At 34.1% G+C, this 12,444-nt stretch carries 11 protein-coding genes; 10 read left to right on the top strand and 1 reads right to left on the bottom strand.

What is annotated here, in order from left to right:
- Nucleotides 1-65 precede the first annotated feature (65 nt).
- The 6 genes from ACEN2H_RS02510 to ACEN2H_RS02485 all read left to right on the top strand — a co-directional run bounded on the left by ACEN2H_RS02510 (nucleotide 66) and on the right by ACEN2H_RS02485 (nucleotide 6,522).
- Nucleotides 66-1,559, top strand: coding sequence for a hypothetical protein (locus tag ACEN2H_RS02510; protein WP_441730076.1), 1,494 nt, complete (start codon nucleotides 66-68; stop codon nucleotides 1,557-1,559).
- 3 nt (nucleotides 1,560-1,562) lie between these two features.
- Nucleotides 1,563-2,486: a DMT family transporter gene (locus ACEN2H_RS02505; protein WP_441730074.1), complete on the top strand. Its 924-nt coding sequence runs from the start codon at nucleotides 1,563-1,565 to the stop codon at nucleotides 2,484-2,486.
- Nucleotides 2,483-3,172: an HAD family hydrolase gene (locus ACEN2H_RS02500; protein ID WP_441730072.1), complete on the top strand. Its 690-nt coding sequence runs from the start codon at nucleotides 2,483-2,485 to the stop codon at nucleotides 3,170-3,172. The genes ACEN2H_RS02505 and ACEN2H_RS02500 overlap by 4 nt, the downstream gene beginning before the upstream one ends.
- 289 nt (nucleotides 3,173-3,461) lie before the next feature.
- The gene (locus ACEN2H_RS02495) at nucleotides 3,462-4,721 is read left to right on the top strand and encodes an OmpA family protein (RefSeq protein ID WP_441730070.1); all 1,260 of its coding nucleotides are present in this window, start codon (nucleotides 3,462-3,464) and stop codon (nucleotides 4,719-4,721) included.
- 176 nt (nucleotides 4,722-4,897) lie between these two features.
- Entirely contained in the window at nucleotides 4,898-5,527 is a 630-nt protein-coding gene (locus ACEN2H_RS02490; protein WP_441730069.1) for a CatA-like O-acetyltransferase, read from the top strand.
- Nucleotides 5,528-5,622: 95 nt separating this feature from the next.
- The gene (locus ACEN2H_RS02485) at nucleotides 5,623-6,522 is read left to right on the top strand and encodes a histone deacetylase family protein (RefSeq protein WP_441730067.1); all 900 of its coding nucleotides are present in this window, start codon (nucleotides 5,623-5,625) and stop codon (nucleotides 6,520-6,522) included.
- 110 nt (nucleotides 6,523-6,632) lie between these two features.
- On the opposite strand, the gene ACEN2H_RS02480 is transcribed toward ACEN2H_RS02485, so the two are convergent.
- Nucleotides 6,633-6,965, bottom strand: coding sequence for a single-stranded DNA-binding protein (locus ACEN2H_RS02480; protein ID WP_441730066.1), 333 nt, complete (start codon nucleotides 6,963-6,965; stop codon nucleotides 6,633-6,635).
- A gap of 190 nt (nucleotides 6,966-7,155) precedes the next feature.
- On the opposite strand from ACEN2H_RS02480, the gene ACEN2H_RS02475 reads away from it, so the two are divergent.
- The 4 genes from ACEN2H_RS02475 to ACEN2H_RS02460 all read left to right on the top strand — a co-directional run bounded on the left by ACEN2H_RS02475 (nucleotide 7,156) and on the right by ACEN2H_RS02460 (nucleotide 12,444).
- Nucleotides 7,156-8,679, top strand: coding sequence for a carbon-nitrogen hydrolase family protein (locus ACEN2H_RS02475; protein WP_441730064.1), 1,524 nt, complete (start codon nucleotides 7,156-7,158; stop codon nucleotides 8,677-8,679).
- 2 nt (nucleotides 8,680-8,681) lie between these two features.
- Nucleotides 8,682-9,029: a hypothetical protein gene (locus ACEN2H_RS02470; RefSeq protein ID WP_441730062.1), complete on the top strand. Its 348-nt coding sequence runs from the start codon at nucleotides 8,682-8,684 to the stop codon at nucleotides 9,027-9,029.
- A gap of 99 nt (nucleotides 9,030-9,128) precedes the next feature.
- Complete coding sequence (locus ACEN2H_RS02465; protein WP_441730119.1) at nucleotides 9,129-11,450, top strand: M28 family peptidase; 2,322 nt, start codon at nucleotides 9,129-9,131, stop codon at nucleotides 11,448-11,450.
- A gap of 190 nt (nucleotides 11,451-11,640) precedes the next feature.
- Nucleotides 11,641-12,444 (top strand): NAD-dependent epimerase/dehydratase family protein, encoded by an 804-nt coding sequence (locus tag ACEN2H_RS02460; RefSeq protein ID WP_441730061.1) that lies wholly within the window; start codon nucleotides 11,641-11,643, stop codon nucleotides 12,442-12,444.

Below are 12,444 nucleotides of genomic sequence, written 5' to 3'. Positions count from 1 at the left end.
TTTTAATTAAAATAATACATTTACCAGAATGCATTAATTATCTTATTAAAAAAACCAACCATATTATGAGAAAAATTATATTAGCAATTTTATTGTTCTATTATGGAAGTTGTTTTTCTCAGAAACTCTTAAATTCATTTCCTCTTCCCCTAAAAAAGGACAAAGACGTTTTTCAAATAGTTGACAAAGAGACCCATATCACAACTTTTTTTGTTAGCGACAATAAGAAAGTCAAGGCTCTTTTGTTAGATCAAAATATGCAGATAAAAGACTCCATTACAACTGTAAGTCCAAAAAGCAGTAATTATAGCAATATGATTGGTTATAATAAAAGTAACGGAAACATAAGGTTATTTTGGGCTTCTGAAGATTTTAAAAACATATATGCTCAGAGCTTCAATTTTAAATCTAAAAGTATAGGAGGAGTAACTCAACAATTGCCTTTACTAAATGAAAAAGTTTTAGGCAACTTCTCAGAGAATAACAAATTATATCTTTTGACTATAGTAGAGAAAACCTCTATGCTGAGGTTATATGTTTTTGACGAAAATTTCATTATTAAAGCGTATGCTATTGATTTAAAAGAACGAAAATTCTACGATGAAAATTTTAAGCTTTCCCCACTTTATGACAACGTTCTTTCGCCTGAATTTGGCAATACTCAAATTGTAAATCTTGATGTCCCTTCCAGATTGAGCGGAGCTGCAAATAGGAGAAAAATTTATTCAAATAAAAAAGAAATCACAATAGCTTTAGACCATAATATCAATTTCACTCAGTTAATTGTAATTGATTTAGAAACTCTTAAAACAGAAGTCAATCTTATCACTATGCCCTTTATTGAAGATTCCGATCCTCAAAATACTAAAACAAATTCTTTTCTTTTTGAGGATAAGATTTATCAAATAAAACTTACCCGAAAGAAAATGAAAATCGATTTGAAAGATTTGAACGGTACTTTAATAAAGGAATACATGATAAATGACAGCATCGATTTGGGGTTAAAAAACGCAAAAATACTAAAAACAGGAGATGACTTTGGACGAGATAAAATCATTGAGAAACCTTTACAATTCCTTTCAGAGGTTTACAATAAAAACTTAAGCATTAATTGTGTTAAGTATGGAATTGATTCCTTTGTAACTTTTGGCGCTGTCCCCGTTATAAATAGATCTCAATCCTATCATAATTTTAATCTGATGTCGACGATGCGACAGAATATGACGCCACACAATTCTATGAATATGCAAATGCAAATAAAGAACTTTGGCGGGCGTCCAGGGCCAAGTCCACAATTTACTGAACAGTTTATTTATCTACAAAAACCTTTTAATCCTTTTTCAACACCCGAAGAAGTATATTGCAGTGTTATCTTAGATAGAGAAGGAAATTTTTTAGATAGAAACACCGATGATTTCATAGTGAATAAGCTAGGAGCATTTTATAATAGTCTACAAGATATTTCTACTGAAACACTTTTTAAAGTGGATAATAATTATTATTTAGGATATTATGATAATAAAAACAAGAAATATATAATTAGAAACTTCGCTGATTAAAAAATGACGAATACAAAACCAAGATTAGCACTTGCTTTCGGAATACTTTGTATTTCGATTTTCCCAATATTGGTTAAAATCAGGCTGACTCCTGGGTTAATTTCAGCATTTTACAGGATGGCAATTGCTGTTTCCTTGCTATTACCCTATGTGTTGATCACTAAAAAATTTAAACTCCCAGAAAAAAAATATTTAATACTAGCGGTTCTTTGCGGAATACTATTCGCTTCGGATGTAGCAGTCTGGAATATAGCCATTCAGGAATCCAGTGCTACACAGGCATCATTACTGACCAATTTATCCCCGCTTTGGGTGGGTATCATTTCTTACGTGTTTTTAAAAACTAAACCGGCGACTAATTTTTGGATAGGAACAACAGTAGCTTTATTTGGAATGGCGATGTTAGTAGGTTTCCAGTTTTTTCTGAAGTTAGATTTTGACAGTGCCTTCATACTCGCAGTTCTATCAGGGATATTTTACTCTATTTATTTATTGGTCAGTAAAAAAGCACTTACCCATATTGACGTTCTTTCCTTTATGGTTATTAGTTTGCTAGCATCCACAATATATCTAGCTATAATATGCATTGTTATCAAAGAACCCTTTTCAGGCTTTTCTGATCTGGGATGGATGGTTTTATTTATTCAAGCCGTGGTATGTCAGTTGATGGCATGGCTATCGATTAGTTACGCAACTCAACACATGCGCCCCACCCGCATTTCCCTAAGTTTACTGGGGCAAGCGGTACTAACTTCTATTCTGGCTTGGCTGTTTTTAGATGAAAAAATAACTTTTAACATGATTATTGGCGGTATAATTTTACTTCTAGGAATCCGAACTACATTTTACACAAAGACACTTTCAATAAAAAATATTTTTAACAAAACAACGGCCGATTCTTCTTTGGCAACACAAAAAAAAGCATGAAAAATTTAAAAGTAATAGCTTTCGATGCAGATGACACGCTATTTATCAATGAAACTTATTTTGATGAAACAGAGAAAAAGTTCTGCGCATTAATGGAAGATTATTTATCGCACCAAGGGATTTCACAACAACTTTTCAAAGTAGAGATTGACAACCTTAAACTATACGGTTATGGTATAAAAGGCTATATCCTCTCGATGATTGAAGCTGCGATGAATATCTCTAACAATACCATTCCAATCGAAATTATAGAAAAAATCGTTCAGTACGGAAAAGAGTTACTCGAAAAACCAATTGTTTTATTGGACGGAGTTGAAGAAACCTTGGCGGCTCTTCACGGAAAGTACAAACTTGTTGTGGCTACAAAAGGAGATTTATTAGACCAGCGCAGAAAACTTCATGATTCCGGTCTAGGTCATTACTTTCATCATATTGAAGTGATGTCAGACAAACAAGAAGTTGATTACTCGGATTTGATAAGACGATTGGAGATTCAGCCTGATGAGTTTTTCATGATTGGAAATTCTCTTAAATCGGATGTTTTACCGGTTTTAGCCATCGGAGGACATGCGGTACATATTCCTTTTCACACTACATGGGCACATGAAAAAGTTGATCATAAAATTGTGCATGAAAAGTTTTGGGCTTATGAAAAAATAACCGACGTACTAAAAAGCTTAGAATAACCGCCATACCTCTACTAGTAAAAACCCTGAATTACAGTTTTCTTTTGATTTTCACAATAAAATTAGCTTCAATATCGCTTATTCAACGAAGGATTAATCATGAATCGCTTCCAGAAATTTAAGTATGTTGAAGCTATCTACTGAAAAAACGATAATAGACCATTAAAAATACAAATAAAATATTGTATTTGTATTATAAATACTAATTGTCAAATAATTAACTGTTAGAAATTTCTTAATAATTTGTATGTCGTAAATTTGTATAACTAAAATTATAACAAATAAAATTATGAAAAAAATCATACTATCGTTAGTTTTTGCTGCGGCATTTACAACATTAAGTGCTCAAACAGAAAATGAAAAGACAGTTGCCAATGGCGAATTTAACAAATGGTCCATTGAGTTGGCTGGCGGATTCAATAAACCACAACGACCAATGACTTCCGGTTTTGCCACATCAACTCCAAGTCCTTACGTTATTGATTTAGGGGCAAGATACATGTTTAACAACAAGTTTGGTTTAAAAGCTGACTTTGGATATAACAGCTTTGAAGGAAATGACGACTCACAATCTTTTGACACTAAATACTACAGAGCTGACATCCAAGCAGTAGCTAACTTAGGTAGAATTATGAACTTTGAATCATGGACTAATACCCTTGGTCTATTAGGACACGCTGGTTTTGGTTTAGCTCAATTAGAAGATCAAAACTCTGCATTAAAAGACAGAATGGGTAATTTTATGGCAGGTGTAACCGGTCAGATCAAACTGAGTGATAGAGTTGCTTTAACAGGAGATTTTACAACTATTCTTAATGCAGCGCAAGATGCAGGATTTGATGGCGCAAGTACTCGCGCAAGTAGAGGTTTCACCGGGATACTTTTTAATGGTACAGTAGGTGTAACGGTTTACCTAGGTAAAAACGCACAACACGCTGACTGGGTTAAAATTGTAGATAAAGACGTCCTAGCTTTGACAGACAGAGTTAGTAACATTGAAGACAAAATGTTAGACACAGATAATGATGGTGTAGCTGATTATCTAGATCAGGAGGCTAACACTACTTCTGGAGCTTTAGTTAACACAAAAGGAATGTCAGTTGACACAAACAATAACGATGTTCCAGATGATGTAGAAAACTACATTATGAAAAATTATACAAGTAAAACTGACAAATCTCCTCTATTAAGCAATAATGAATTAATTACTGCTTTAATTAACGGTGGTTATGTTGCTACATATTTTGACTTTGATAGTTCTACACCCACAGAAGTTTCAAACGGAGGAATTGACTTCATTTTAACTTATTTGAGAAAAAATGCTACTGCTTCAGTTGACATCATAGGAAATGCAGACGAATTAGGAAAAACAGCTTACAACGATAAATTATCTAATGAAAGAGCGAACAACGTGAAAAGCATTTTGATAGAAGCAAATATTAACCCTTCAAGATTGAACGTAATTGCTGCTGGCGAAGACGATTCAGTAAACAAAGATTCGGAACTTGCTAGGAACCTAGTTAGAAAAGTAACTTTTGAAGTGAAATAATTTACTGTTAGATTATCCAAAAAGCCCTAAAGGACAACTCCTTTAGGGCTTTTTTATTTAGTCCTTTTAAGGTTCATCTCTTATATATTGACAATTAAAAAACAGTAGTTTTACAGTGTGAACCTCAATATTAAAGGAATAATAGTACTTTTAATCCCGCAAAAAATAACAAACTAATGAAAACCCTTTTAGATTTAGAAAATTGGCCTAGAAAAGAACATTTTCATTTCTTTAGACAGTTTGACGAACCCTTCTTTGGTGCAACTGTAGAAATCGACTGTACCGCCGCTTACGCAAATTCAAAAAAACTGGACTGCTCTTTTTTTATATATTATTTGCACAAAACTCTGGTTGCCGTCAATACTATTGAGCCATTTCGCTATAGAATTTCAGATGACAAAATCTATATAAACGATAGAATCGATGCCTCAGCAACTATAGGAAGACCGGATGGTACATTTGGGTTTTCATTGATAGAATATAACCATAGCTTTGATATTTTTAAAGCAAACGCTTTGGCTGAAATAGAACGAATCCAAACTACGACAGGGCTTTTTACCCGAAGTTTTGAATCTGACAATGTAATTCATTTTTCGGCTATTCCTTGGCTAAATTTCACTTCCCTTTCACACGCTAGAAGTTTCTCAGCCCCGGACAGTTGCCCGAAAATTTCGTTTGGGAAAATGATGGTTGCAGAAAACGGCAAGAGAACGATGTCTATGTCTATTCATGTACACCACGGATTGATTGATGGCCTGCAGCTTGGAAGCTTTGTAGATTACTTTCAAGAGATTATGAATCAATAAAAATATGATTACATATAAGTTAAATCCCGAAAAATGAATTTTACTACTTTTAGTACTAGTATAAAAGATTCAATTCTCATCAAATAATTCCCTCCATGTTCCCAATAGCATTTCATCCCATATATCAGCATCCGTTACCAGAAGGACATCGTTTTCCCATGTTGAAATACGAATTGCTTCCTCAACAATTATTATATGAAGGAACCGCTTCAGAATCTAATTTTTTTCAGCCTGAAGTTTGTGATTTAAATCATGTTTTAGCAATCCACAAAAAAGAATATGTAAATGATTTAGTTAATCTAACTTTAGACCCAAAAGCAGCACGGAAAATTGGATTTCCGCTTTCGAAAGAACTTGTAGAACGAGAATTAAGGATCGCACAAGGAACCATTTTATGTGCTCAAAAATCATTCGAAACAAAAGTATCTTTTAATATTGCAGGCGGCACGCATCATGCTTATTCTACTCATGGTGAAGCTTTTTGTTTGTTAAATGATCAAGCTATTGCTTCTCAGTTTCTATTAGACAATAAACTTGCTAAAAAGATTCTAATCGTAGATTTGGATGTACATCAAGGAAATGGAACGGCTGAAATTTTTCAAAATAATCCAAATGTGTTTACTTTCTCAACGCATGGAAAAACCAATTATCCATTTAAAAAAGAAACATCTGATTTAGATATCGCTTTTGATAATGATACAACTGATGATGAATTCCTCCAAACAATTGCAAGCGTCATTCCGAGATTAATTGAAACTCAAAAACCTGACTTTATCTTTTATTTAGCTGGAGTTGACATTTTAGCTTCTGATAAGCTCGGCAAGTTAGCTTGCTCAGTTCAAGGCTGTAAAAAAAGAGACGAACTGGTTTTTGAACTTTGTTCAAAACACCAAATTCCAGTGCAAGTCTCTATGGGTGGTGGGTATTCTCCAGAAATTAAAACTATTATTGAAGCACATGCCAATACTTATAGAGCTGCCAAAAACATTTTTTAAATAATCGATAACGGCTAAATGACGCTCTTTAAATAGTTGATGATGCTAGTGGATATTAAAAAAATGCACGGACTTCTTTAGCAGAAATCCGTGCATTTAAAAACTTACTACTATTTTCCTAATAGCAGCACTTCATTTGCTACTACCTCGGTAACATAGCGTTTCTCACCATTTTTATCCTCATAGCTTCTGTGCGTCAATTTCCCATCGATAGCAATTTCTTTGCCTTTGGTTACGAATTTTTCTATGATTTCGGCAGTTTTACCCCAGGCAACTACTTTGTGCCATTCCGTTTGCTCTACTTTCTCCCCTTTGTCATTTTTGTAGCTGTCGTTTGTTGCGATTGTTAAGTTCGCTAAGACCTTACCACCTTCAAAGGTTTTGATTTCTGGATCATTCCCTACGTGTCCAATTAACTGTACTCTGTTTTTCATTGCATTCATGGCGTGTAAAATTTAAATGTTTATGTTAGATTAAAACTCCTGTCGATTATACTTCGATTTCGACATTGCAAAGATTAGACAGCTTCACAAACTTATTCGGTTAGTATTCAATTACTTTCGGTTGTAAATATTTGTAAACGTTTGTAAACGGATAATAATTATATTATATTTACTAAAAATTGAATACAATATGCCAAATACAATACAATCTATTGAATTAAGAAATTTAAAAATAGAGGATTACAAACAGTTAAAAAAATCCATGGTTGAATCTTACCCAGAAATGGCTGATTCATTTTGGCAAGAAGAACAGTTAGAGATTTTATTAAAAAAGTTCCCAGAAGGACAACTTGTTATCGTAGTTGATGGTATTGTTGTTGGTTCCGCTCTATCTATTTTAGTAACAGAAGATTTTGCTTTCAAAACTAGGACGTACAAAAATATTACTGGTAATTATACTTTTTCAACTCACGACTCAAATGGAGAAGTTATTTATGGAATTGATGTTTTTATTAATCCAAAATACCGTGGACTCCGACTAGGAAGACGTTTATATGATGTGCGAAAAGAGCTGTGCGAACAATTAAACCTGAAATCAATCATTTTTGCAGGTAGAATTCCATCTTATGGAAAATACAAAGACGAAATCACACCAAAAGTCTACATTGAAAAGGTAAAGAAAAAAGAAATCTACGATCCTGTTCTATCCTTTCAATTGAGTAATGATTTCCATGAAGTTCGGGTCCTTAAGAATTATCTAGAAGGAGATACTGAATCCCTAGAATATGCTGTTTTATTGGAGTGGAACAACATATATTACGAAGATAGTCCAACCTTATTTAGTACTAAAAAAAGTGTGGTTAGACTTGGTTTAATTCAATGGCAAATGCGTTCATTATCTAATTTACACGCACTTTTTGAACAAGCCGAATTTTTTATTGATGCTGTTTCTGGCTATGAATGTGATTTTGCATTATTTCCCGAGTTTTTCACAGCGCCATTAATGGCCGATTATAATCATTTATCAGAGGCAGAAGCCATTAGAGAACTGGCAAAACATACCGAAGCGGTAAAACTAAAATTTCAAGAGTTTGCTATTTCCTATAACATCAATATTATTACTGGAAGTATGCCGTTTATAGAAAATGGACATGTGTACAATGTAGGCTTTCTATGCAAACGAGACGGGACAAACGAAATGTACCGTAAAATTCATATTACGCCTAATGAGATTTTTCATTGGGGAATCACTGGTGGAGACGCTATTCAAACCTTTGACACTGATTGTGGAAAAATAGGAATTGTGATTTGCTATGATGTTGAGTTCCCAGAACTCTCTAGATTAATGGCAGATGAAGGAATGAATATCTTATTTGTTCCTTTCCTGACAGACACCCAAAATGGATATACGCGCGTAAAACACTGTGCACAGGCAAGAGCCATTGAAAACGAATGTTATGTTGCTATTGCAGGTTGTGTGGGTAATTTGCCCAAGGTGAATAATATGGACATTCAATATGCCCAAGCAGCCGTATTTACGCCTTCTGATTTTGCATTCCCAAGTAACGGGATTAAGGCCGAAGCCACCCCAAACACAGAAATGACTTTGATTGTTGATGTTGACATCAATCTTTTAAAAGAACTGCACGAACACGGAAGTGTAAGGGTAATGAAGGACAGAAGACATGATTTATATAGTTTGAAAAAAGTATAAAAATGAAAAATTGTTTAGAATGTGCTGAGAAAATTGTGGGTAGAGAAGATAAAAAATTCTGTAGTGACGGATGTCGCAACGCCTTCAATAACAAAATAAATAAAGACAACAATAATTTTATGCGCAACATCAATAACAAGTTGCGCAAAAATTATCGTATCCTGTTAGAACTAAATACCGATGGAAAATCAAAAACAACAAGAACAAAGCTTTTAAGTAAAGGCTTCGATTTTGATTTTTTTACCAACATATTGAAAACAAAAACAGGAAACACCTACTATTTCTTATATGACCAAGGTTATCTGCACTTGGATAACGATTTCTATATGTTAGTCAAAAAAGATATTTAATGCCATAATCCCAAATTTATTACCTACATGAAAAAAAGACCTTCATCCATTTTTGCTGCTCTATTCATTCTGGCCGTTCTAAGTTTCCTCTACTTTACAATGATGCCAAAATGGACGTCAAATGACAATGTGCCTCTTTCAGAATTTTCAACTAAAAGGGCCTTCGCTACAGTAGAGGCTATTTCAAAAAAACCCCATTTTGTGGGTTCAGAGAATCACGAACTTGTTGGCAATTATCTAATAAAAGAACTGAAAAAATTAGGATTAGAAACCTCTGTACAAGAAGGGTATACGCTAACCGATTGGGGGAATCTGGTAAAATCAAAAAATATTCTGGCTCGGATAAAGGGTACTCAAAATACAAAAGCATTATTGTTGCTTACACATTACGACAGCGCTCCTCATTCTTCTTCTCGTGGCGCAAGTGACGCGGGCTCTGGGGTTGCCACAATTTTAGAAAGTCTGCGTGCTTTTTTATATTCTAAAACAGCTCACAAAAATGACATAATTATTCTTTTCTCGGATGCCGAAGAATTAGGGTTAAACGGGGCAGCACTTTTTGTAACAGAACATCAATGGGCAAAAGAGATTGGATTAGTTTTAAATTTTGAAGCTAGAGGAACTTCCGGTCCAAGCTATATGTTAATGGAAACCAATAATGGTAATGCAGGTCTGGTAAAAGAGTTCTCAGCAGCAAAAACTGATTTCCCAGTAACCAATTCTTTGATGTATAGTATTTATAAAATGCTTCCCAACGATACCGATTTGACCGTTTTTAGAGAAAAAGGCAATATTCAAGGCTATAATTTTGCATTTATTGACGACCATTATAATTATCATACTGCTCAGGATGATAGCAAGCATTTAAATAAAAACACATTGGCTCATCAAGGCAGCTACTTAATGCCTTTGCTAAGTTATTTTTCTGATGCTAATCTAAATAGCAGTAAAGTTGAAAATGACGACATCTATTTTACGATTCCTTATGCATTTATACATTATCCTTTTAGTTGGACTTTTCCACTGCTGTTAGTTGCACTACTCCTTTTTGTGTTATTAGTTTTTATAGGAATCGCAAAACGACTGCTGTCTTTTTCAATAATTATAAAAGGTTTCGTTCCTCTTTTAGGCTCTGTAATTACCGCTGGATTAGTTACTTTTCTTGGCTGGAAAGGACTATTCATGGTTTACCCACAGTACAAGGATCTACTAAATGGTTTTACCTATAATGGGTATACCTACATTACTGCTTTTGTTTTATTGAGTTTGGCAATTTCTTTTGGCTTTTATCAAAAACTATCCGTCCGAAAAAGAACAATGAACCATTTTGTGGCGCCATTATTTCTATGGATACTCTTCAATGGGTTTATTGCATTTTATTTAAAGGGTGCCGGGTTTTTAATTATTCCAGTATATTTTGGGCTTTTTACTTTTGGGCTTTTTATTATCAGACAAAAATCAAATGTGCTTTTAAACCTTATTCTTTGCATTCCTACTTTACTGCTTATTGCCCCTTTTATTCAAATGTTCCCTGTAGGTTTAGGATTAAAAGTTCTTTTTTTAAGTGCTATTCTAACAGCATTAACTTTTGCATTGCTCTTACCTGTTTTTGGCGATTTCGCCAAAAAAGGCAGATGGGCAATTTTCTTTTTAGTAGTTTCCATAGGTTTCTTTGCTAAGGCACATTTCGAATCCGGTTACGAAAAGGGTAAAGCCAAGTCGAACAGTTTAATTTACATTTATAATGCCGATACACATAAAGCAAATTGGGTTAGCTATGATAAAAACCTAGATGTTTGGACTAAAGCCTATTTGGGTGAAAATCCAAAACAAGCGAATTCTTGGGAAGAAACACCCCTGTTTAGTAAGTATGGTTCCAAATTCAACTATGCTACTACAGCACCTTTAAAGAAATTAGCAGAACCTACAATTGAATTCCTGCAAGATAGTATAGCTGGTAATCAACGCTATATTAAAATTAGAATTACTCCCAATCGTGCTGTCAATCGGTATGATATTTTTGCCAACGAAAAAATAAGCTTTTACGATTTTAAAGCAAATGGAGTGAAACAACTCGAACAAAAAAACTCCAAAATGAACCGCAACGGAAAGAAAATCCTCAGCTATTATGTGGTTAATAATGAACCACTAGAAATGCAGTTTGAAATAAAAAACGCTGTTCTTTTTGACATGCAACTTTTAGAAAGCTCTTTTGATTTGATGTCAAATCCATTATTTCGCATGAATCCTAGAGCTTCTTGGATGATGCCCACTCCTTTTGTTTTAAATGATGCTGTAGTTATCCAAAAAAGAATAAAACCTACTCCAAAAATAATCGAAGTTCCTGTGTTTATTGAGGCTCGCACTGCAACCCAAAGAAAGCTACTCTTAAAAGCAACTGACAGCTTGAGATCAGAATAACAATAATTATTCGGAACTGTATTATGGTTTCTGTTTATGCCATAAAGCTTGAAATTCACCGCCACTTCGTAAATTACGATCTACGAATTTGCGGTGTTTTATTTTGGAATAAGTAAAAAAATGACTTTGAAAATTTTAATCAAAATCCTGTTGTTTTATACTACTTTTGTCATCTCTATATTAATTTACAATGAAACAAATAAGCATTCTAGGTTGTGGTTGGTTGGGATTGCCTTTGGCGAAAGCCCTAGTCCAGAACGGATTTTCAATTCATGGCTCCACCACGTCGACGGAAAAGCTTACGACATTAAAAAAATTAAAAATTCAGCCCTTCCTAATTGCACTTGAAAGCAATAAAGTTGTCGGGGCCATTGAAGATTTTTTGCAAGAAAGCAAGATTCTTATTATCGACATTCCTCCAAAATTAAGGGGTAATCATAAAGAAGATTTTATTGGGAAAATACAGCTACTTGTTCCTTATATAGAAAAATCAAACATAAAAAATGTTCTTTTTATCAGCTCCACTTCCGTTTATGGGGATCGAAATGACAAGGTAACCGAAGAAACAGACTTAAACCCAGATTCGGAAAGCGGCAAACAATTGGCAATAGTCGAGAAGCTGTTGCAAACCAACACCAGTTTTAAGACTACGGTGCTTCGTTTTGGCGGATTAATTGGCGAAGACCGACATCCCGTATGTTTTTTGGCCGGTCGTAAAAACCTTGAAAACCCTGAGGCGCCCATCAACCTGATACACCAAGACGACTGTATCTCTATTATCTTAAAAATTTTAGAAACTAAGACTTGGGGCGATACTTTTAACGCGGCTACTCCTTTTCATCCGTCGCGATCTGTCTATTATACCCAAAAAGCGATAGAATTAAATTTAGCTCCGCCAACGTTTAATTATGACAATCCATCTGTAGGAAAAACTATTTTGAGTGATAAATTAAAGAGAGTGCTTAGTTACACTTTTACAAAAAAAGATTTATAA

The organism is Flavobacterium sp. W22_SRS_FP1 (assembly GCF_052113685.1).
Taxonomy (GTDB): Bacteria; Bacteroidota; Bacteroidia; order Flavobacteriales; family Flavobacteriaceae; genus Flavobacterium.
The sequence above is the reverse complement of the archived record's forward strand: the minus strand, read 5'-3'. Positions and strand labels throughout refer to the sequence as shown.

Bases quoted from the DNA above. Each gene is read 5' to 3' on its own strand.
- ACEN2H_RS02510 (WP_441730076.1), top strand. From the start codon at position 66: ATGAGAAAAATTATATTAGCAATTTTATTGTTCTATTATGGAAGTTGT.
- ACEN2H_RS02505 (WP_441730074.1), top strand. From the start codon at position 1,563: ATGACGAATACAAAACCAAGATTAGCACTTGCTTTCGGAATACTTTGT.
- ACEN2H_RS02500 (WP_441730072.1), top strand. From the start codon at position 2,483: ATGAAAAATTTAAAAGTAATAGCTTTCGATGCAGATGACACGCTATTT.
- ACEN2H_RS02495 (WP_441730070.1), top strand. From the start codon at position 3,462: ATGAAAAAAATCATACTATCGTTAGTTTTTGCTGCGGCATTTACAACA.
- ACEN2H_RS02490 (WP_441730069.1), top strand. From the start codon at position 4,898: ATGAAAACCCTTTTAGATTTAGAAAATTGGCCTAGAAAAGAACATTTT.
- ACEN2H_RS02485 (WP_441730067.1), top strand. From the start codon at position 5,623: ATGTTCCCAATAGCATTTCATCCCATATATCAGCATCCGTTACCAGAA.
- ACEN2H_RS02480 (WP_441730066.1), bottom strand. From the start codon at position 6,965: ATGAATGCAATGAAAAACAGAGTACAGTTAATTGGACACGTAGGGAAT.
- ACEN2H_RS02475 (WP_441730064.1), top strand. From the start codon at position 7,156: ATGCCAAATACAATACAATCTATTGAATTAAGAAATTTAAAAATAGAG.
- ACEN2H_RS02470 (WP_441730062.1), top strand. From the start codon at position 8,682: ATGAAAAATTGTTTAGAATGTGCTGAGAAAATTGTGGGTAGAGAAGAT.
- ACEN2H_RS02465 (WP_441730119.1), top strand. From the start codon at position 9,129: ATGATGCCAAAATGGACGTCAAATGACAATGTGCCTCTTTCAGAATTT.
- ACEN2H_RS02460 (WP_441730061.1), top strand. From the start codon at position 11,641: ATGAAACAAATAAGCATTCTAGGTTGTGGTTGGTTGGGATTGCCTTTG.